This is a genomic window from Maricaulis sp. (assembly GCF_030149515.1).
Taxonomy (GTDB): domain Bacteria; phylum Pseudomonadota; class Alphaproteobacteria; order Caulobacterales; family Maricaulaceae; genus Maricaulis.
The window spans coordinates 1-20,596 of the sequence record NZ_JASBRI010000020.1; the positions used below are offsets into that span (position 1 = coordinate 1).

A 20,596-nucleotide genomic window follows, 5' to 3' on the forward strand; every position below is an offset into this window, starting at 1 on the left:
CCGGGCTCTCCGGTGGACAGGGGCGGCTCGAGCCTGCAGCGGGCGGTCCGGGGGACACGCGGTGCGGGGTGCGCGGGAGTACCGGCCTGCCCAGCCTACGCACACGCAAACGCCGTATGCCCTGGGGAAATGGTGTGTCCCGGTTTTCGCCCGTTTTTCGTTGAGCACCCTACTCTGCCCGCCCACTAACCCGCTGAAATTATACTTCATTCACACCGGACATGATGTAAGCAATTATTCACTTGCATTTTTACGAACAATGTTCTAAAAGTATGTAAATGGTCATTCACACTCCTCAGCAAGGGACACGAAACCGATGACCGGGATGTTGAGACAGGATCTGTTCGACGGGGTGGACACCAATGTCGGGGTGACCGCCAGGCGCGGGACCACCAAGGCCCGGATCGAGCGGGCCGCGCTGATGCTGTTCGCCCGCCACGGCATGGACGGGGTGTCGATCAAGCAGATCGCCGGGGCCTGTTCGATCTCCGACGGCGCCATGTACCGGCATTTCAAGTCCAAGGATGCACTGGGCCGGCAGATGTTCGAGGCGATTCACGCCCGCCTGCTGGACCTGGTGACCGCCAATCTGCAACCGGACGCCTCGCTTGAGGATATCGCACGCGCGCTCACACGTGCCTATTGCCACCTGGCCGATACCGATCCGGCGCAATTCGTCTATCACCTCACCCACCGCAACTATTTCATCGCCGCGTCCGGCGATGGCGGGGCCGATCCGTCCGACGTGATGACGGCCTGCGTGGCCCAGGCGATGGAGCGCGGCGAGATCCCTCCCGGCGATCCCGAACTCAGATCCGCCATGGCGCTGGGCGTGGTCATGCAAGCCGCCGAATATTCCCTCTACGGCCGTATCCAGCTGCCGCTGGCTCAGCACGTCGAGACCTTCGTGCGTGCCATCATGGCCGTGCTGCGCACGGCCTGACCCGGCCGATCCAGACACAGGACACCGATATGCGTTCCCTTCTCTTCAACATCGCCTACTGGACCATTTCCGGCATCTATGCCGTGCTTTGCGCCATTCTGGCGCTGATACCGGGGCGGTTCGCCCTGATGCACGGGCTGCGCTCCTACTGCCGGCTCACCGTGCACCTGATGCGCTGGATCTGCGGCATCCGGGTCGAGGTGCGCGGCACACCGCCGAAGGACCGGCCCGTGATCATCGGCGCCAAGCACCAGTCCTGGGGCGACGGTATCGTGATGATGGCCAAGTGCGGCGACGTGAATTTCGTCTGCGGCGATCACATGCTGAAATTCCCGCTCATCGGCTGGGTGCTGAAACGCTGCGGCGCCATTGTCCTGTCGAACCGGGGCGGCGCGGCGGCGCAGAAGAGCCTGATGGCGGGCGTCGAGCGCTCGCAGGGCGAAGGCCGGCCGCGCCCGGTCCTGATCTATCCGGAAGGCCATCTGACGCCGGTCGGCACCGGCATGCGCTATCGCTCGGGCGTATGGCGCCTGTCCCGGGCGCTGGACCGTCCCATCGTTCCGGTCGCCACGAATCTGGGCCAGTGCTGGCCGCAACAGAACTGGACCAAGTTTCCCGGCACGGCCGTGGTCGAGTTTCTCGAACCGATCGCACCCGGTGAGAATCGCGATGCGGTGCTGGCGGAACTGGAAACGCGTGTCGAAACCCGCTCGCGCGCCCTGGAGGCCGAGTTTGCGCCGCTCACCGAACCGTCGCAATCTCGCTGCCGCCCGGCGCAAGCCTGCGCGTAGCAAGCCTGCGCGTAGGACGCGAACGCCGCGGGAAACCGGGGAGACATCATGCGATCGGCCATCTTCAACATCCTGTTCTGGGGCCTTCTCGTGGCGATGGTCCTTGCCGCGTACGCGCTCACCTTTCTGCCCTGGCGCCAGCCGGTCGTCGCCCTGATGCGAACCACCTGTTCGGGCGTACGCGGACTGATGCGCGGGGTACTGGGGATCCGGATCGAAATTCGCGGCCGTATTCCCAGGGACGAAGCCGTTATCGTCGCGTCCAAACACCAGTCCTGGGCCGACGGTTTCGTGATGATGAGCGTGCTGGGCGATATCAATTTCGTTATCGGCAACGGCATCGAGACCTTCCCCCTGATCGGCCGGATCGTCGCCAGGTCGGGGGCCACAATGGTCGCCTCGCCGGGCCTGCGCGGAGCCGAGGGCGCACTGCACGACGCCATGAAAACCGCCGCCGACGATCCGCGCGTCCTGCTCATCTACCCCGAGGGCGGATTGGCACCGGTGGGCGAGGCCAAACGCTATCGAAAGGGTGTGCAGCTGATGTACGAGACGCTGAACCGTCCCGTCGTGCCTGTGGCCACCAATCTCGGCCTGCGATGGCCACAGAACAAGTGGACCAAGCGCCCGGGACCGGCCGTGGTCGAATTCCTGGCACCGATCCCGCCCGGACTGCCGCGTGACGACTTCCTGCCGCGCCTGCAACTCACCATCGAAACCCGCACCCGCGACCTCGAAACCGAGGGCATGGCCGCAAAGGAAACCAGCACATGAGCGCCAGGATCGCCGCCCGGCTGGTAACGCAAAGACGTTTCCTGCCCCTGCTGATCGCCCAGTCGCTGGGTGCCTTCAACGACAATTTCTTCCGCTATGCCGTGGTCACCATGGTGACATTCGGAGGCCTGTCCATGTTCGGCCTCGACCGGCTGACCCTGGTCTCGGTGGCCGCCTCGCTGTTCACCGTGCCCATCTTCCTGTTCTCGGCGATCGCCGGACGCCTTGCCGACCGGTTCGACAGGACCCGGATCATGCGGGTCGCCAAATTCGCCGAGATCTGGCTGATGGCCATCGTGGCACTGGGATTCGTCCTGGAGCAGCCGCATCTGCTGATGGCCGCCCTGTTCCTGATGGGCGCCCAGTCGGCCTTCTTCACGCCGGCGAAGAACTCCGCCCTCCCCACCCTGCTGGCGCCGACCGAACTGGTCCCGGCGAACGCGCTCCTGTCGGGCCTGCTCAATGTCTGCGTCCTCGTGGGAATCGGCCTGGGGACCTGGCTGATCACCAAGACCTACGGCCCCGCCACTGTCGGTGGAGGCCTGGTGGTCATGGCCATCGTCGGCTGGCTGGCAATCCGGCAATTGCCCAGCGCTCCGGCCTCGCGTCCGGACCTGAAGCTCACCGCCAATTTCGTTGCCGAGACCGTGCGCGTGCTGGGCTATGCCTGGCGGGCACCGGCTGTCTTGCGGCCGCTGCTGGGCGTCGCCTGGTTCTGGATGCTGGCGGCCTCCATCGTCACGCTGATGCCGGTCTTCACCGCGTCGATCCTGGGGGCTGACGAGACCGTGGTGCTTGTTTTCTCCGCCCTCTTCACGGTTGGCGCAGCGGTCGGGGCCATGCTGTGCGGCGCCCTCAGCGGGGAAGGCGACGCCCTGCCCTTCTCGATCGCCGGTGCCCTGGGCATCGTGGTCTTCACCGGCGATGTCGCGCTCTACACCTGGGCCAACCCCGTCATTCCGGAAGGAGCGGCCCTCCTGTCCGCCGACGTCTTTCTTGCCGAACGGGCCAACTGGCGCATCCTGACCGATCTCTGCCTGGCCGCAATCTCCGCAGGCCTGTTCGTCGTCCCCCTGCAGGCCATGGCCCAGCGCCGGGCCGCGCCGGAACTGCGCGGCCGGCTCCTGGCCGCCGGCGGTATTCTCAATGCCGCCACGGCAACCGGGGGCCAGTTCGTGCTGGCGGGAATTGCCGCAACCGGCCTGCCGATCCAGACCGCCTTCGTGACGATTGCGGCGATCAGCCTCCTGGCCGGCCTCTTCATCCTCTGGCGATTGAGTTTGCGGGGGAAAACACCGGCCGACTCGCCTTCCTGATGGAAAAGTGGAGCGGTCCGCGCTAAAGGGCCGCTCCATGAACATCATTACGACGACAAAGGCCCTCGAAGCGGCCTGTGACGAACTTCTCCAGAATGCGTATGTGGCCGTCGATACCGAATTCATGCGGGAAACGGTGTACTGGCCCCAGCTCTGCCTGATCCAGGCCGCGGCCGGCAAGACCGAGGTCATCATCGACCCTCTGGCCGAAGAGCTCGATCTGGAACCCTTCTGGGAATTGATGGCGGACGAGCGCATCACCAAGGTGTTCCACGCCGCGCGCCAGGATCTGGAAATCTTCTTCCACCGCGGCGGCGACAGCCTGATCCCGCATCCCATGTTCGACAGCCAGGTGGCCGCCATGGCGCTGGGCCTGGGCGATTCCATCGCCTATGACGCGCTGGTCAAGGCGCTGCTGAAACGCCCGATCGACAAGGGACCGCGCTTCACCGACTGGTCGCGCCGACCATTGTCCAAGGCGCAACTGGAATACGCGATGGCTGATGTCACCCATCTGCGCGACCTCTATCCGATCATGCTGGAACGGCTGGAAAAGAAGGGCCGCGAAGGCTGGCTGGCCGAGGAGATGAAAGTTCTCACCAATCCCGCCACCTACCGGCTCGATCCGGAGGAAAGCTGGCGCCGCATGAAGCTGCGCAAGACGACGACGAAATGGCTGGCGGCGCTGCGTGCCGCCGCCGCCTGGCGCGAAACCGAGGCGCAGACCCGCGACATGCCGCGCCAGCGGGTGATGAAGGACGATGCGATCTACGAGATCGCCAGCGTCGCGCCGACCGCGCCGGAGCAATTGCAGGGCCTGCGGGCCGTTCCCAAGGGTTTCGAACGCTCTGCACCCGCCAGGCGCCTGTTCGAGAAAATGTCCGGGGCCCTGGCCGACGCGGAGAGCTACGCGCCGCAGGCCGAGAAACCCGCTCCGCCGCCCCAGGGTATCGGACCGACGGTGGAACTGCTCAAAGTGCTGCTGAAATTCGTCGCCGAAGACGCCGGTGTCGCCACCCGACTGATCGCCACCGTGCCCGACCTGGAAAAGATCGCATCCAGCGACAATCCGGACGTCGAAGCGATGAAGGGCTGGCGCCGGGAAGTCTTCGGCGAACCGGCCCTTCGCCTCAAGCGCGGCGAGCTGTCGCTGACGCTGCAGGAGGGCAAGGTCGTGGTGAGCGAGATCAAGCCGCCGCCGCGCTAGACATAGTCCGCATGCGCCGAACGTCCGATCGCCCGGGCGAGATTGTCCAGCAGGCTCAGCGAGCGCTCGACATATAGATCTCGCACACTTTCGTCGACAGCCAGGCGGACCGTGTCGGGCGTGACCGACAGGGTGAACCGGTCCAGAAGGCGCGGCGCCCGGCCGGAGAGTTTCGCGCCCAGGCGCAAGGCACACCCCATCATCTGGGCGATATTGTGCTGGGTCTCGGTGAGCAGATGGAACTCGGCATGCTCGTCCAGCTGGGGCCGCTTGCCGGCATAGCGATAGTGGATCGCGGCGGCCAGGAAGGCCCGTTCGGGGTGGGTAACACCGGCAAAGGGCGCGTACAGCACGGTGTCCCGGGCGAGCTCGGCGCGATGGTCGGGATGGAAACGGGCGCCAAGATCGGTGAGACGCGCGCCGGCTTCCTGCAGGACCCGGTCGCGGGCCGGCGAAAAGGCCGTCTCCACTTCGCGCATGGCCGGGGCGATCCAGGCGGCCAGGGCCCGGCCGAAATCCGGTGTCGGGGAAGACGGGCGCGACATCGCCTCGGCCCCGGCGATCAACGGATCGGTTTCCATCAGCGCCGGCGGCAGCCCATCGGCGAGAACACCCTCGCGCACGCCGTAGGCAGAGAAGACGATACGGTCGAAATTCCCGTGCCGCATCACCCGGCGCAACAGCAGGGCCGCATAGGGCAAGGTCGCCACACGCCGGGCCGACAGGCCGGGCGTGCCCAGCAGGGAGGCCGCGCTGAGCCGCGTTGCCAGCCGCGCCAGTTCGCGGACTTCATCGGCATCCAGGGCGAACTGGTGCACCACATGCAGCGGATAATCGAAACGGACGAAGGCGAGCTGCGCCATGGCGCGCCAGGCCCCGCCGACCGCATAGAAAGTGCCGCCCTGCCCCGCCAGCGTTCCGCATTCGGTGAGGCGCTCGTCGACGATCTTCATGGCCGCTTCGCTGTCGAACGTGTCGCCGTCCATCACTTCCTGCGGTCCCAGCGCCAGCGTCCGGCCCGGTGCGGGAACGCCGCCAACGATCGGGGTGAGTTCCAGGCTGGACCCTCCGAGATCGCCCATCACGCCGTCGGCATCGGGGATACCCGCCACCAGACCCAGCGCCGAGAGCCGCGCTTCGTCCTCACCGGACAGCACACGAACCTCCAGACCGGTCAGGTCGCCAACGGCCTCGACGAAAGCCGGCCCGTCCCGGGCGTTGCGGACCGCGGCCGTGGCCACGGCATGGCGCTCGGTCACGCTTTTGGCATCCAGAAGGCGCTGGAAACGTTTGAGGGCCCGCAGGGCGATCTCCCGGCCCTCGGGATGGAGTTTGCCGGTGTCGTGCACGCCGCGGCCGAGGCCGGCCATGACCTTCTCATTGAAGATCGGCCAGAGCGCCCGCCCCTCGACACGGAAATGCACCAGGCGCACCGAATTGGAGCCGACATCGATCACCGCGATGTCGCGGTGGATCGCGGTCTCGGCGATCAGGGGTTCGATAGAGGCCGGCTCCGCCAAGGCCGTCAGCTGCCGGGATGACCCGTCAGGGTCGGCGGCTGGTCGTCCTTCAGGGCGTGGCCGCGGCCGGACAGGCTCGGATTGGTCATGAAATAGGCATGGGCCGAGAAGGGCTTGTCGACATTGGCCGCATCCACTCGGTGATAGGCGCCCTCACTGTCCATATACCAGGACTGGTCGGTATCGTTGAGATTGGCCACCATGATCTGGTCGAGCACCTGGCGATGCACCGTCGGATTCTGGATCGGGCAGAGATGTTCGACCCGCCGGTCGAGATTGCGCGGCATCCAGTCGGCAGACGAAATGAACACCTTCGCGGCCGGCGACGGCATGGCCTGGCCGTTGGCGAAGCAGACGATGCGCGAATGTTCCAGGAAACGGCCAACGATGGACTTCACGCGGATATTCTCCGACAGCCCCTTGATACCCGGCCGCAGGCAACAGATGCCGCGCACCACCAGTTCCGAGCGAACGCCGGCCTGGCTGGCCCTATAGAGCGCATCGATGATTTCCGGATGGACCAGCGAATTCAGCTTGGCCCAGACAGCCGCGGGCTTGCCGGCCTGTGCATTGCCGATCTCGCGCTCGATATGCTCGATGATGAATTCCTTCATCCCGATCGGCGAGACCGACAGCCGTTCCAGGTTTTCCGGACGGGCATAGCCGGTGACATAGTTGAACACCCGCCCCGCATCGCGCCCGAAGGCCGGATCGGCGGTGAACAGCGACAGGTCGGTATAGATGCGGGCCGTGATCGGATGATAATTGCCGGTACCGAAATGGGCATAGGTGCGCAGGTCCGAGCCTTCCCGGCGCACCACCAGCGATATCTTGGCGTGGGTCTTGTACTCGATGAAGCCGTAGACGACCTGGACGCCGGCCCGTTCAAGGTCACGCGCCCATTTCAGGTTCGCCTCCTCGTCGAAACGCGCCTTCAGCTCGACCAGAGCGGTAACATTCTTGCCGCTTTCGGCCGCCTCGATCAGGGCGGCGACGATCGGACTGTCCTTGGAGGTGCGATACAGCGTCTGCTTGATCGCGATCACATCCGGGTCGGCCGCCGCCTGACGCAGGAATTCCACCACCACGTCGAAGCTCTCATAGGGGTGGTGGACGATGATGTCCTTTTCCTTGATCGCCGCGAAACAATCCCCGCCATGATCGCGGATGCGTTCGGGATAGCGCGGCTCATAGGGTTTGAACGTGTGTTCCGGCCGGTCGTCGGGGATCAGCTGGCCGATCTGGGCGAGCCCCAGAAGCCCGTTCACAGGCACGATATCCTGCGGTCCCGCATGCAGGTGCTGGACGATGAGATCGCGCAGCGCCGGCGGCATGCCGGCCTCCATGGTCAGTCGCACCACGACCCCGCGGCGGCGCTGTTTGAGGAGGTTCTCGAATTCCAGCATCAGGTCTTCGGATTCTTCCTCGACCTCGATATCGCTGTCGCGGATGACCCGGAACACGCCCTTTCCGACCACTTCATGGCCCGGGAACAACGTGTCGACGAAGAGCGTGAGCACGGCCTCCAGCGAGATGAAGCGGCGATCCGGCCGTCCCCCGTCACGGCGCGGGCGCGTGGGCAGTTCGACAAAACGCTTGACCCCGCTGGGCAGCGGAATCAGCGCATTCATCAGCTTGCCGGTACCGCGTTTGCGCAATTGGAGCGCCAGGGCGAAGCCCAGATTGGGGATAAAGGGAAAGGGATGAGCCGGGTCGATCGCCAGCGGCGTGATCACCGGCAGGGTGTGTTTGAGAAAGTCGCCGCGCAACCAGGCTTCATCCGTCTTGCCGACCTGATGCGCCTCAAGCACTTTCACGCCCGCCTTGCCGATTTCGGACTTCAGCTTGCCCCAGAGCTTTTGTTGCTTGAGCATCAGCTCGCCAGCCAGCGCATGGATCTGTTCGAGCTGTTCGGCCGGTGTCAGCCCGTCGATACTGGTCGCGGTCACGCCGGAATGCATCTGGGCCCGCAGACCGGCCACGCGCACCATGTAGAACTCGTCCAGATTGCTCGCCGAGATGGACAGGAAGCGCAGGCGTTCGAAAGCCGGGTGATCGGCATTCTCAGCCTCTTCCAGGACGCGCAGGTTGAACTGCACCCACGACAGCTCCCGGTTCAGGAAGCGCGCCGGTGACTGCATCAGGGCGCCGATGTCGGAAATGTCGCGTGCCGGCAGGTTCATTCCACGTCTCCGCTGTCCTGCCACGTGTCTAACACCTCCCGCGCCACGGTGCGATTGATGGGTGTCTTTTTTACCAGTGCCAGTTTGTCCATACGCTCAACCAGGCAGCGCACGGCTGCGACCGACCGTTCCATGCGCGGCAGGAGGTAGTCGATCACCCCCGGCCGGACCGGTGCGCCGCGGTCGGCGAGCTGTTTTTCGATCAGCCGCGTCAGCAATTCGTCGTCTGCCTCATGCAGGTCGGCATGAGGCAGGGCACGCAGGCGCGAAACCAGGTCCGGCAGCTCGGCCGGCCACAGGACGGGCGGTGTGCGCGCCGTCAGCAACAGCGCCGGTATGTCGCCCTCCGACGCACGGTTGAGCGTATGGAAGAGCGCATCCTCGTCCACACCGCGGTCCACATCCTCGAGCAGCAGGGCCTGTCCCGTGGCAAGGCCCGGCAGGCTGTCGCGCAGCAGCGCCCCCGGCACGATCGCCGCATGGCATTCCCTGGCCCACACGGTCCCGATATGGGATTTCCCCGCGCCCGCCGGACCGACCAGCGCCATGACGTGGCGCGGCCAGTCCCGCCAGCGCTCCAGCGCGGCCATGGCCTCTGCATTCGACGGGCCCAGAATCAGGCTTTGCGCGCTGAAATCCTCGCGAGCCGGCAGATCGAGCGCCAATTGCGGTGTCATGGTCAGTCCGCGGTTAGAAGTCACGCTAGCGGGCGGACAATACCACCCAGCCCAGCCCGGGATGTTCTTCCAATGCCGCGCCGCGCTCAGCAAGCTCGGAGACCAGCTGTTCGAACGCACCGCGGTAATTGACCGTCATGCGGGCACCGTCGCGCGAGAGCGCATCCAGCTGGGCATTCTGCACCAGGGAGGCACGGGCCAGCGCCTGCTGCAATTGCCGCCATTCCGGCAGGCCGGAATAGAGCACGGTCACACGCAACTCCGTCAGCTGCCTGTCGCGCACGATGGACTGGACCTTCCAGGCCTGTTCGCGATCGCGCACAAAGCGCCGCGCGCCGTCTGTCCAGTCCCCGTACACCGTCTCCGGCCCCCAGGTTTCGACCGCCATGGTTCCGTCGCCTGCAATTTCGACCAGATAGCCCCCGAAACGCCGCTGCCCGCCGCGTTCGCCGGCGCGCAGGACCGCGATCCGGTTCACCCCGTGCTCCGCGGCCAGCCCGCGCAGCGCTGCCTCGTCGAGTTCCAGCGCCTGGCGCGGTGTGACCGAGCCGGCTTCGGGCGTGAACATCGGCGTCAGCGCGTGGTCGAAATTCTGCTCGCGCCAGGCGGCGCGCCAGGGATTGCTCTCCCAGAGGCGAAAGCCGGTCTCCGACTCGAAGACAGGCAGGACCAGAACCGGACGGGACTGGCTCTCCACATAGGGAACACCGTAGGCATCCAGGACCCGGCCCACCGAGCGGCGGTGAAATCCGACATCGAGTTCGGCGAGATAGCGCGTGGCGCTGCGCTGTTCACTGTGGATTTCCAGGCCCGAGATCATTTCCGCAATGATCGCATCGTCGAGGGCGAAACCGCTGACCGTTTCGCCCGCCTCCGTCACGCGCGGCTGCATGTCCAGCGGCGTACCGATCCGGTCCTCGGCCAGGGTGATCCGCTCGATCAGGCGGCGGGCCGCGTCGCGCTGGCCCTGGCGCATGGCCTGTGTCTGCGCCTCCAGCGCATTGCCCGCCGTCGCATCGATCTCCACGCCGGTCACGGTGAAGGGATCCTCGGCCCCTGCGGCCGGCAGGGCGACAAGGCTGAGGCAGAGGGCGGCGAGGAAGGAACGCACGGCAGACTCCTGTGGATTTCTTGCGTCGCCACTATAACCGGACGCAGTGTCGCGTGAAGCCCGCGGCTTGCGTCCGGCGCGGCTTTCGACTGTACTCCGCCGCACTTTCCACAAGGCTGGGGGATCGGCATGGCCGGAACCGACGACACCACGCGCAAGAACGGGCTCACCTATGCCGACTCGGGCGTCGATATCGATGCCGGCGATGCGCTGGTCGATCGTATCAAACCGCTGGCGGCCGCCACGCGGCGTCCGGGCGCGGCGGCGGATCTGGGCGGTTTCGGCGGGGCTTTCGATCTCAAGGCGGCCGGCTATGACGACCCGATCCTGATTTCCGGCACGGACGGTGTCGGCACCAAGCTGAAACTCGCCATCGCCACCGGCAAGGTCGATACCGTCGGGATCGACCTGGTCGCCATGTGCGTCAACGACGTGCTGGCCCAGGGCGCCGAACCGCTCTTCTTCCTGGACTATCTGGCCACGTCCAAACTCGACCCCGCCCGCGGCGAAGCCATCGTGAAGGGGATTTCCGAAGGTTGCCGCCAGTCCGGCTGCGCCCTGATCGGCGGCGAGACGGCAGAAATGCCGGGCATGTATGAGGGCGAGGATTTCGACCTGGCGGGTTTTGTCGTGGGGGCCGCCGAGCGCGGCCGGCTGTTGCCGGACCATGACGCCATGGCCAGGGGCGATGTGCTGATCGGCCTCGCCTCTTCGGGCGTGCATTCGAACGGCTTTTCCCTGGTTCGCAAGGTGATGGAAATTGCCGAACGCGACTGGTCCGACGAAGCGCCCTTCGCGCCGGGCCAGACGCTCGGCGAGGCGTTCCTGACCCCGACCCGGCTCTATGTGAAATCCTGCCTGCCGCTCATCAAGTCGGGCCTGATCAAGGGGCTGGCCCATATCACCGGCGGCGGTCTGGTCGAGAACCCGCCGCGCATGATGCCCGATCATCTCGTCGCGCGGATCGACTATGATACATTCGAGCTTCCGCCGCTTTTCCAGTGGATCGAGAAGACCGGCGGCGTCGCCCGCCCGGAAATGCACCGGACCTTCAATTGCGGTATCGGCATGCTGCTCTGCGTGAGCCCCGACACTGTCGATGCGGTTATGGACGCGCTTGCCTTGACGGGTGAGACCGCCATGATTGTCGGTGACGTCGACAACGCCTGATCCGGACAGGATACACACAATGGCGAAGACCAAGATCGCCGTGCTCATTTCCGGGCGCGGATCGAACATGCAGGCGCTGGTCGAGGCGGCGAAGGCGGAAGACTATCCCGCCGAGATCGTGCTCGTCGCGTCGAACAATCCCGACGCTCCCGGCCTTGAATTCGCCGAGGCGGCCGGGATCGACACCGAGGTCATCGACCACCGCGATTATGACGACCGCCAGGCCTTCGAAACGGCGCTGGACCAGACGATCAAGCTCTACAATACGCGCTTCGTGTGCCTGGCCGGCTTCATGCGCATTCTCACCCCCTGGTTCACCGAGCGCTGGCGCGACCTGCTGATCAACATCCACCCGTCCCTGCTGCCGGCCTTCAAGGGGCTGCACACGCACGAGCGGGCGCTGGAAGCGGGTGTACGCATACACGGCTGCACGGTGCATTACGTCCGCCCGGAAATGGATGACGGCCCGATTATCGGCCAGGCCGCCGTACCGGTACTGCCGGGCGACACGCCGGACGTCCTGGCCGCGCGCGTGCTGGAGGCCGAACACAAGCTCTATCCGCAGTGCGTCGCGCTGGCCTGTTCGGGCAAGGCGCGGGTCGCTGGCGAACGCGTGCGCCTGCAGGCCCGCGAATTCGGCGCCGAACTCCTGATGAACCCGCACGACTAGATGCGCATCACCGACACGCTGACCGTCGACGAGACCGAGATCGAGGAACGGTTCGTCCGGGCCTCCGGTCCCGGCGGCCAGCATGTCAACAAGACGGAAAGCGCGGTCCAGCTGCGCTTCGATGTCCGGCGATCGGCGGCACTCGACGAGGCGGTCAAGCGCCGCCTGACCCGCCTGGCAGGTTCGCGGATGACGCAGGACGGCGTGCTGGTGATCCGTGCCGACACCCACCGCTCGCGCGAGCGCAACCGGGCCGATGCCAGGGAAAGGCTGCGGAGCCTGGTCGAGCGGGCCCTGACCCCACCCAAACCGCGCAGGAAATCCCGTCCCTCGCTGAGCTCGATCCGCAAGCAGAAGGAGGCCAAGGCCCAGCGGTCGAAGACCAAGGCGAGGCGCAGGAAGCCCGGGCTGGACGACTAGTAAGTCTCCACATGGCCCGTTCCGGCCCGGCGCACGGGGCTCTAGCCCAGCAGAATGAGGGCGATCGTCAGGAGGATGATCCCGGCGATCGCGGCATTCAGGATGCGCGCCCAGCGCGGATCGCCCATGAAGCGTTTCAGCGTACCGCCGGCGAACATCCAGGCCAGTCCCGCAGGGGCGCCGAAACACAGGAAGGTGCCGACCATGATCGCGGCGCGCTCGGGCGCGGTATCGGCCAGGGCGACATAGGCCCCGGCGGCCGAGACCGACATCATCATCGCCTTGGGATTGACCCACTGGAACAATGCCGCCTCGTAGGTGCGGAAGGGGCGCGTACGGGTCTGGCCGGCACTGCGCGCCGCGGCGGGCAGCGGGTTCAGCGCAGCCACCGCGTATTGCCAGGCCATCCAGGCCAGCCACAGCGACCCGCCCGCCTTCACGACCACCAGCGCCACGGGAAAGCGCAGCACCAGTTCGCCCAGCCCGAATACGGCGGCGACCAGCATGACGTTGAAACCCACATTCATGCCCAGCCAGTGCGGCAGGGTGCGCCGCACCCCGAACAGCGCGCTCGACGACATCACCATGAGATTGTTCGGTCCCGGCGTGTAGGACATCGCAAAAACGAAACCTACCAGGCTCAACCAGAGCGCCATGTCCATGGGCTTTCCCCGCGCTACCTGCCGGTGCCAGTTAGGCATGCCGGCCTGCGGCCACAATCCGCTTCTTGCCGCGTGCTGACGGAAAGTTGTCAGGAGCAGGACAAAAAAGGGCCCGGCATGACTGCCGGGCCCTTGTCCGTCCGAACGCGCGTGGCGTCAGCCAACGATCTCGTCGTCGGAGAAGAAGAACTTGATCTCTTCGGCCGCGGTTTCGGGGGCGTCGGACCCGTGCACGGAGTTTTCGCCGATCGACAGGGCGAATTCCTTGCGGATGGTCCCTTCGGCGGCCTCGGCCGGATTGGTGGCGCCCATCACTTCGCGGTTCCTGGCGATGGCGTCTTCGCCTTCGAGAACCTGCACGACCACCGGCTCGGAGATCATGAACTCGACCAGTTCGCCGAAGAAGGGACGGTCCTTGTGCACAGCGTAGAAGCCTTCGGCCTGCTCGCGCGTCATGTGGATGCGCTTGGAGGCAACGACCCGCAGGCCGGCCTCTTCGAACTTGGCAATGATCTTGCCGGTCAGGTTGCGCTTGGTGGCGTCGGGCTTGATGATGGAGAAGGTGCGTTGCAGCGCCATGAGACTAAATCCTTGGATACTTGAGCGGGGGGTGTCCGGGAGAACCCGGCCGGTGAATTCGCGCGGCTTATAGCGGGCAGCCGGTCGGTTGAAAAGCGGCGGAGTGCTATCAGGCCGGCTGCGGCGCGACGCGGTCCGGCCGGGCCGCCGCCAGATAGATGCCGGCCGCCAGATAGAGAACGGACATCAGCGCGAAGACCCACCCCGTATTGGCAATGGCGTGGGGCGAACTGACCGGGGCAAACGCCAGCAGGCCGGCAAGTCCCAGCCGCAGCACGCCATAGATCGCCAGGATCGCACCCCATACCCGCACTGCGATGCGGCCGGCCCGAGGACCGGCGAGGCGAGCCCCCAGCAGCAGCGCCATGACCGTGAGAACGAAACCCAGCGGTACGAACGATCCCACCGAACCATAGATCGCTGCCCGCACCGAGAAGGCAACGAGGCTCAGCGCCAGGACAAGATTCGGCAGGTCCCGGATCACGGGATGTCTCCACGGATCAGATCCAGAAGGACGGACTGCACGAGACGTGTATTGCGGGCCAGATAGGCGTGGTTGAGCGTATCGGCGGTATCGGTCGGCCGGTGCCGGTGCGGCGAGGAATCGCGCAGTTGAAAGGCTTCCCCGAGACACACCGCATCGATTCCGAGATCGCGAAAGGAGACGTGGTCGCTGGAATCGTAGGTCACACGGGTAACCGGAATATCCATCTCGGCCGCGGCACGCTCATAGTGCGGGAACAGGCTGTCCGGTGCATCGACCTCGATCGCGCGGTCGCCGTCGCCGTCCCAGCCCGCCATGTCGATCGAGTGCATGGAATGAATATCGAGGCCTGTATCGAGAAGCTGCCGGGCGAGTGCGGCACTGCCGACCTTGCCCTCCTCCTCCTGATCGAAAAAGGCGAGCAGCACTGTGTATTGGCGGTCCGGTTCAGCTGCGAGGGCCCCGGCGATCGACAACACGGCAGCGAGACCGCTGGCATTGTCGTCTGCGCCGGGACTGCCGGCTTCGCTGTCATAATGCCCGCCCAGAACGACGACCGGCGCATCGGGCCGGCTGGCCGGAATGGTCGCGGTGACGTTGACCCCGCTGAAGGGCGGCATGACGAGATCGAGAAGCGGATGGACGTTCGGGGCGCGATAGGGCCGACGCTCACCGTGCAGGCCGCGGCGCTCCAGTTCGGCGATCAGCACATCGGCGGCAACCCTGCGCTCGCCGGCCGAGCTGCGGGCCGGCGCCGTCGCGGCCTGAAATCTGGAGACGAACTCGCGCTGCTCCGCTTCCAAGGCGTCCTGCGCGCCAGCCGGGCAAAGCCCAAGCAGACCCGTCAGGGCCCCGATCATCCATCGTCTCATGCCAACCGCCTCATCCCGCGCGGACGAAGCCAGCAAGATTATTGTGGCGAGAGTGCGACCGGCTTGCGCGTGGACACAAGCCGCGCTAACCGCCTCTTCCCATGCTGCACATCAACGATCTCACCTATCGCATCGAAGGCCGGATGCTGTTCGACCAGGCAACGCTGTTTCTGCCGGCCAAAACCCGTATGGGACTGGTGGGCCGTAACGGCACGGGCAAGTCGACCCTGTTCCGCCTGATCCGCGGCGAAGCCGTGCCGGAGACCGGCGACGCGCGAATTCAGAAAGGCGCGCGCCTGGGCTCGGTGGCACAGGAGGCGCCCGGCGGGGAGGAGACGCTGATGGAGGTCGTGCTGGCCGCCGATACCGAGCGCGCCGCCCTGCTGGCCGAAGCCGAGACCGCCACCGATCCCAACCGCATCGCCGAAATCCAGACACGGCTGGCCGATATCGACAGCCATACCGCCGAGGCGCGTGCCGGCGCCATCCTCTCGGGCCTGGGCTTTTCCGGCGCCGACCAGCAGCGGCCCTGCCGGGAGTATTCGGGAGGCTGGCGCATGCGGGTGGCGCTGGCCGCGACACTGTTCGCGCGGCCGGATTGCCTGCTGCTGGACGAGCCGACCAATTATCTCGACCTGGAAGGCGTGATGTGGCTGCAGAGCTATCTGAAGACCTTCCCCGGCGCTGCGCTGGTGATCTCGCACGACCGCGACCTGCTGAACGGGGCGATGCAGAAGATCGCCCATCTCAAGGACGGCAAGCTGACCGTGTTCGACGGCGGCTATGACGATTTCGAGAAGGCGTTGACGGAAAGGCAGCGCCTGCAGATGAAGCTGGTGGAGAAACAGGAGGCCGAGCGGCGCCACCTGCAGGCCTTTGTCGACCGTTTCAAGGCCAAGGCCTCCAAGGCCAAACAGGCGCAGTCGCGCGTGAAACGGTTGGAAAAGATGCAACCCGTGGCGACCATGGTGCAGGACCCCGTGGCGCCTTTCGACTTCCCCAACCCCCAGCGCCGCATGGCCCCGCCCATCGTGCGCATGCTGGATCTGGAAGTGGGCTACGAGCCCGGCAAACCCATCCTCAAGGGTGTCAGCCTGAACATCGATACCGACGACCGGATCGGCATTCTCGGCCGCAATGGCGCGGGCAAGTCGACCCTCGCCAAACTCCTCGATGACAGGCTGGAGCCAACCGGCGGCTTCCTGCGCAGGCACAAGAAGCTGCAGATCGCCTTCTTCGCCCAGCACCAGATCGAACACCTCTCGCCGGAGGTCTCGGCCTATCAGCATGTCATCGAGCTGATGCCCGACGCCACCGAGGCCCAGCGCCGCGCCCGCCTGGCCCGGTTCGGCCTGCCCGGCGACCGCCAGGAAACGCCTGCCAAGAACCTCTCCGGGGGCGAGAAGGCGCGGCTGCTGTTCAACCTGATCACCTTCGATGGTCCGCACCTTCTCATTCTCGACGAACCGACCAATCATCTCGATATGGACAGCCGGGCGGCACTGATCTCGGCGATCAACACCTATGAAGGCGCGGTCGTGCTGATCTCCCATGACCGCCACCTGATCGAGAGCTGTGTCGACCGGCTGTGGCTGGTCGCCGACGGCACGGTCAAACAGTATGACGATGATATCGAGACCTACCGGCAAAGCCTGCTGGGGCGGTTGCCCCGCGACCCCGGTGCCAGGAAGAAGGCCGCCCCGGCGGACGAGAAGACGCTGCGCCGCCGGTCGGCGGCCGGCCAGCGCGAGGCGCTGAAACCGTTGAAGGCCGAAGCGGCCCGCTGGGAAAGGGAGGCGGAACGCTTGCGCGGGGTTCTGGAGGTCATCGACCGGGGCCTCGCCGCGCCGGGACTTTATGAAAAGGATCCCGGGACGGCCACGGAGCTGCAGATCAAGCGCGCCCGGGCTGTGGAACTGCTGGATGCCGCCGAAACCAGATGGCTGGAGGCCGAGGAAGCGCTGGAAACGGCGCGCGCTGTGTCCTGAGACCGCCCAATTCCGTTAAGCAACCGTTTGCAATTCCCTCATAGGGTATGAGCGTGCTTGAAAACCACAGGTGGACGGATCATGAGGTCCTTTGGCGCGCCGCCGGGCGTCATCCACCCCAGGGAAGGCCGCCCGGCGGCTGACAATATGGCTCCCTCGAGCCTCTCCAGCGCGTCTCCCGCAGAGACGGCGCCCGGGACCGCTTGCACCCGTTTTCGTGCAGGAGGCCGTTCATGAAGATCGACCGCCCCGCGCCCGCTTCCCCGTCCAGGCTCGTCTCGCGGCGCCCTTCCGGCTCCGGACCTGCCGGCCTGCGCCACGACAACAGTTTTCACACCCCGGACCGCTGGCGCGTCGACGCGGTAATTGCCACACCTGCCGATCCGGATGAGCAACAGCCCGTTGCCGACACTCCGGCGCTAAGCCGCGAGGATGCGATGGAAACGGCACTCGAAGTGGGCGCCTGGCTGGCCGGCCATTCCCTCGCCATCGCGAACCGGCACGCAGGACGCCTGCATCACCTGTTCATCGACTAGCCGCAGGCCATGCTCTCGACAACATCCTGTTCGTCCACCCGGATGGTCAGCCGGTCGGGCCGGTAGTCCATCGTCATGGCATCGTCCGGCCCGACGACACGGTAATTGTCCGGCATGGCGCTGCGCGGCACCTCGGTGCGCGGCTGGCCAACATAGTGCTGAACGCGTTCCATGCCGCAATTGCCGGTGATCGGCGGGGTAACACCCCTGCCGTTCACATCCTCGGCATCGCCGAGAGGCGGCAGGGCGTCGGCCGGGCGGGACGCTTCGGGAGCCGGCGCGGTGTGAGGCGCTCGCGCGGTCAGGGCGCACCCGGCGAGGAAGCAGGCAAGCAAGGCGATACGCGTTTTCATGGGCTTTGTCCGTCCGTCAGGTCAGCCGCACCAGGGCCGCAGAATGACGCCCGCCCCGCTGACGTCAAGATTGAGCCGTTCAGGCCGGTAGTCTTCGGTGACGGCGGTATCGGGGCCGATCACGCGAACATCGCGGGCGAGCGTGCCCAGATCGACTTCTGCGACCTGCTGTCCGACGAGATAGGTCCGCGCCCGGGCACCGCAGGCATCCTCGACCGGCCGGCCGCCGTCAAAGACCGGCGGTGCGATGTCCGGCCCGGAGGTGTCCAGCCCGCCCGATGTCGAACAGGCGGTTACGGCCAGGGCCGACAAGGCCGCCAACAGACAATGCCTCATGCCTTCTTCTCCCAGCGCCCTTCAGGCGATTGCCGCCAGTAGGAGACCGTCCGGCCCTCGCCGGAGGCCTTCTTCCACAATTGCCGCGCATCCTGCACCGCCATCTCGTCATGTCCGTCGAACATGACAATCATACGTTCGAAGGCGTCGGGATTTTCCGGTTCGGCCCCGTCGAGCAGGAACAGGCATTGCGCCTTGTTGGGATTGGTCTCGTCCTCGGCCAGCAGGACGGGCTGGCGCTCGTCATGCCCGCCGCCGGCCTGTCCATGGGGCGTGAAACTGTCGTCGCGCCAGCTCCAGAGCCACTGGTCCAGGGCTTCCCGGCGCCGCGCATCGGGCGAACGCACCAGCGCCCGCCAGCCCCGGGCCAGCGTCTTTTCCAGGAGTTCGGGCAGAACCTGATCCAGCGAGGAGCGCTCGAGATGGTAGAACCAGAGTTCACCGGTCATGGCCTTCTCCACATCGTCCTGCCCCATCATGGGGCAGGACGGGTACCGGTCTGTCGTGCGCGGCTCCTACGCCTCGTAGTGGTCGCGCACGAAGCGGTCGAGAATGCGCACGCCCCAGCCCGTGCCCCAGCTGGGCTGGCGCGGATCCTCTTTCGAATTCATGCCGCCCATCGCCGTACCGGCAATGTCGATATGGCACCAGGGACGGTCGTTGACGAAGCATTTGAGGAATTCCGCCGCCGAGATCGACCCGGCCAGGCGGCCTTCGCCGATATTGCGGATATCGGCATTCTTGGTCTCGATATGCTTTTCATAGTCCGGACCCAGCGGCAGACGCCAGACCGGCTCGTCGCTGTCGGTGCCGGCGGCAAACAGGCGCTCGGCAATCTCGTCGCTATTGGTGAAGATGCCGGCGCGCGTATTGCCCAGCGCAATCAGCATCGCACCGGTGAGCGTCGCCAGATCGATGATGAGTTTGGGCTTGAACCGGTCCTGGGCATACCAGAGCACATCGGCCAGGACGAGACGGCCTTCCGCATCGGTGTTGAGAATCTCGATCGTCTGGCCCGACATCGAGGTGACGATATCGCCCGGACGCTGGGCATTGCCGTCGGGCATGTTCTCCACCAGGCCGACGATGCCGATCGCATTGACCCCGGCCTTGCGGCCGGCCAGCGCGCGCATCAGGCCGACCACGGCGGCCGAACCGCCCATGTCACCGCGCATCTCGTCCATATTGGCGCCCGGCTTCAGCGAGATACCGCCACTGTCGAAGGTCAGGCCCTTGCCGACAAAGAGCAGCGGCGCTTCGCCCTCGGGGCCGCCCGACCATTTCATGATCGCGATCTTGCTCTCGAACTCGGAACCCTGGCCAACGCCCAGAAGGGCGTGCATGCCCAGTTCCATCATCTTGGCTTCGTCGATGATCTCGATCTCCAGGCCATGTTCGGCCATGCCTTCGATCTTTTTGGCATAGGTCTCGGGGTTGAGCACGTTCGGCGGCAGGTTGGTGACGTCGCGCGCAAGATCGACCCCGTCGGCAACGGCGCCCCAGCTCGCCCACGCTGCCTTGGCGGCATCGACATCGCCCGCGGTGATGATGACCGTCGCAAGGGAAGGCTTCTGGTCGTCCTTCAGCTTGGTGCGGAACTGGTCGTAGCGATAGGCCGCCAGCCGCGCACCCAGCCCGGCTCGCGCGGCACCCTCTGCATCCGTCTCGCCGTCCAGCCGCAGCGTCACTGCGGTCTCGCCACCGGTCAGCAGTTTCTGCACCACCGCGGCACCGGCCTTTTCGAGCACGGAGGCGGTGCGCTTGTCCTTTTCACCCAGGCCGAACAAGACGATCCGCGACGCATCGATACCCGATGGCGCGACGATCTCCAGCGTCTGGCCGGCCTTTCCGGTGAAGCGGGACGCGGAAATCGCCCGCTGGACCGCACCGCCGGTGGCCGTGTCCAGTTCGGCCGCAGCGTCGGACAGGGCGTCATTGTCGTACACCGCAGCGGCGATGGCGCCCGTTGCGGTTCCGGCAGCGGCAAATTCGATTTTCATGGCT

22 protein-coding genes are annotated in these 20,596 nt (G+C 65.9%); 10 read left to right on the plus strand and 12 right to left on the minus strand.

The genetic code is table 11. The annotated features are described in order from the left end of the window. Positions 1-316 precede the first annotated feature (316 nt). The 5 genes from Q1U94_RS07945 to rnd are packed head-to-tail and all read left to right on the plus strand — an operon-like array spanning position 317 to position 5,031. Entirely contained in the window at positions 317-943 is a 627-nt protein-coding gene (locus Q1U94_RS07945; protein WP_300543207.1) for a TetR/AcrR family transcriptional regulator, read from the plus strand. 29 nt (positions 944-972) lie between these two features. Further along, a complete protein-coding gene (locus Q1U94_RS07950; RefSeq protein WP_300543208.1) occupies positions 973-1,734 on the plus strand; it encodes a lysophospholipid acyltransferase family protein in 762 nt (253 codons plus the stop codon). A gap of 48 nt (positions 1,735-1,782) precedes the next feature. Next, a complete protein-coding gene (locus Q1U94_RS07955) occupies positions 1,783-2,508 on the plus strand; it encodes a 1-acyl-sn-glycerol-3-phosphate acyltransferase (RefSeq protein ID WP_300543210.1) in 726 nt (241 codons plus the stop codon). After that, positions 2,505-3,824: an MFS transporter gene (locus tag Q1U94_RS07960; RefSeq protein WP_300543212.1), complete on the plus strand. Its 1,320-nt coding sequence runs from the start codon at positions 2,505-2,507 to the stop codon at positions 3,822-3,824. The genes Q1U94_RS07955 and Q1U94_RS07960 overlap by 4 nt, the downstream gene beginning before the upstream one ends. A 37-nt stretch (positions 3,825-3,861) precedes the next feature. Continuing rightward, a complete protein-coding gene (rnd, locus tag Q1U94_RS07965) occupies positions 3,862-5,031 on the plus strand; it encodes a ribonuclease D (RefSeq protein WP_300543213.1) in 1,170 nt (389 codons plus the stop codon). On the opposite strand, the gene Q1U94_RS07970 is transcribed toward rnd, so the two are convergent. Genes Q1U94_RS07970 through Q1U94_RS07985 form a run of 4 tightly spaced genes read right to left on the minus strand, consistent with a single transcriptional unit; the run spans position 5,028 to position 10,522 of the window. Beyond that, positions 5,028-6,551: a Ppx/GppA family phosphatase gene (locus tag Q1U94_RS07970; protein WP_300543214.1), complete on the minus strand. Its 1,524-nt coding sequence runs from the start codon at positions 6,549-6,551 to the stop codon at positions 5,028-5,030. The genes rnd and Q1U94_RS07970 overlap by 4 nt on opposite strands. A gap of 5 nt (positions 6,552-6,556) precedes the next feature. Continuing rightward, positions 6,557-8,734, minus strand: coding sequence for an RNA degradosome polyphosphate kinase (locus Q1U94_RS07975; RefSeq protein ID WP_300543215.1), 2,178 nt, complete (start codon positions 8,732-8,734; stop codon positions 6,557-6,559). Then, positions 8,731-9,411 (minus strand): hypothetical protein, encoded by a 681-nt coding sequence (locus Q1U94_RS07980; RefSeq protein ID WP_300543217.1) that lies wholly within the window; start codon positions 9,409-9,411, stop codon positions 8,731-8,733. The genes Q1U94_RS07975 and Q1U94_RS07980 overlap by 4 nt, the downstream gene beginning before the upstream one ends. A gap of 25 nt (positions 9,412-9,436) precedes the next feature. Next, complete coding sequence (locus tag Q1U94_RS07985; protein ID WP_300543219.1) at positions 9,437-10,522, minus strand: DUF2066 domain-containing protein; 1,086 nt, start codon at positions 10,520-10,522, stop codon at positions 9,437-9,439. A 129-nt stretch (positions 10,523-10,651) separates the two neighbouring features. On the opposite strand from Q1U94_RS07985, the gene purM reads away from it, so the two are divergent. From purM to arfB, 3 genes are read left to right on the plus strand one after another with little or no spacing between them, the layout of a single operon-like run. Next, on the plus strand, positions 10,652-11,692 hold the full coding sequence (purM, locus tag Q1U94_RS07990) for a phosphoribosylformylglycinamidine cyclo-ligase (protein ID WP_300543220.1): 1,041 nt from the start codon (positions 10,652-10,654) through the stop codon (positions 11,690-11,692). A gap of 19 nt (positions 11,693-11,711) precedes the next feature. Next, positions 11,712-12,362: a phosphoribosylglycinamide formyltransferase gene (purN, locus tag Q1U94_RS07995; protein ID WP_300543222.1), complete on the plus strand. Its 651-nt coding sequence runs from the start codon at positions 11,712-11,714 to the stop codon at positions 12,360-12,362. Beyond that, on the plus strand, positions 12,363-12,782 hold the full coding sequence (gene arfB, locus Q1U94_RS08000; protein ID WP_300543223.1) for an alternative ribosome rescue aminoacyl-tRNA hydrolase ArfB: 420 nt from the start codon (positions 12,363-12,365) through the stop codon (positions 12,780-12,782). It begins immediately after the preceding gene. 41 nt (positions 12,783-12,823) lie between these two features. Here arfB and Q1U94_RS08005 read toward each other — a convergent pair whose 3' ends face one another. The 4 genes from Q1U94_RS08005 to Q1U94_RS08020 form a co-directional block, all read right to left on the minus strand. Then, a complete protein-coding gene (locus Q1U94_RS08005) occupies positions 12,824-13,444 on the minus strand; it encodes a LysE family translocator (protein ID WP_300543225.1) in 621 nt (206 codons plus the stop codon). A gap of 156 nt (positions 13,445-13,600) precedes the next feature. Continuing rightward, a complete protein-coding gene (gene ndk / locus Q1U94_RS08010) occupies positions 13,601-14,023 on the minus strand; it encodes a nucleoside-diphosphate kinase (RefSeq protein ID WP_300543227.1) in 423 nt (140 codons plus the stop codon). 109 nt (positions 14,024-14,132) lie between these two features. Beyond that, complete coding sequence (locus tag Q1U94_RS08015) at positions 14,133-14,507, minus strand: hypothetical protein (RefSeq protein ID WP_300543228.1); 375 nt, start codon at positions 14,505-14,507, stop codon at positions 14,133-14,135. Beyond that, the gene (locus Q1U94_RS08020) at positions 14,504-15,379 is read right to left on the minus strand and encodes a M20/M25/M40 family metallo-hydrolase (protein WP_300543229.1); all 876 of its coding nucleotides are present in this window, start codon (positions 15,377-15,379) and stop codon (positions 14,504-14,506) included. The genes Q1U94_RS08015 and Q1U94_RS08020 overlap by 4 nt, the downstream gene beginning before the upstream one ends. 101 nt (positions 15,380-15,480) lie before the next feature. Here Q1U94_RS08020 and Q1U94_RS08025 point away from each other — a divergent pair, with 101 nt between their 5' ends. After that, on the plus strand, positions 15,481-17,367 hold the full coding sequence (locus Q1U94_RS08025; RefSeq protein WP_300543230.1) for an ABC-F family ATP-binding cassette domain-containing protein: 1,887 nt from the start codon (positions 15,481-15,483) through the stop codon (positions 17,365-17,367). A 233-nt stretch (positions 17,368-17,600) separates the two neighbouring features. Continuing rightward, complete coding sequence (locus Q1U94_RS08030; RefSeq protein ID WP_300543231.1) at positions 17,601-17,903, plus strand: hypothetical protein; 303 nt, start codon at positions 17,601-17,603, stop codon at positions 17,901-17,903. On the opposite strand, the gene Q1U94_RS08035 is transcribed toward Q1U94_RS08030, so the two are convergent. From Q1U94_RS08035 to Q1U94_RS08050, 4 genes are all read right to left on the minus strand, one after another. After that, entirely contained in the window at positions 17,900-18,256 is a 357-nt protein-coding gene (locus tag Q1U94_RS08035) for an I78 family peptidase inhibitor (protein ID WP_300543232.1), read from the minus strand. The genes Q1U94_RS08030 and Q1U94_RS08035 overlap by 4 nt on opposite strands. 21 nt (positions 18,257-18,277) lie before the next feature. After that, positions 18,278-18,592, minus strand: coding sequence for an I78 family peptidase inhibitor (locus Q1U94_RS08040; protein ID WP_300543233.1), 315 nt, complete (start codon positions 18,590-18,592; stop codon positions 18,278-18,280). After that, positions 18,589-19,041, minus strand: a complete 453-nt coding sequence (locus tag Q1U94_RS08045; protein WP_300543234.1) for a DNA polymerase III subunit chi — start codon at positions 19,039-19,041, stop codon at positions 18,589-18,591. Before Q1U94_RS08045 ends, Q1U94_RS08040 begins: the two co-directional genes overlap by 4 nt. Before the next feature lie 66 nt (positions 19,042-19,107). Further along, the gene (locus tag Q1U94_RS08050; protein ID WP_300543235.1) at positions 19,108-20,592 is read right to left on the minus strand and encodes a leucyl aminopeptidase; all 1,485 of its coding nucleotides are present in this window, start codon (positions 20,590-20,592) and stop codon (positions 19,108-19,110) included. Positions 20,593-20,596 lie beyond the last annotated feature (4 nt).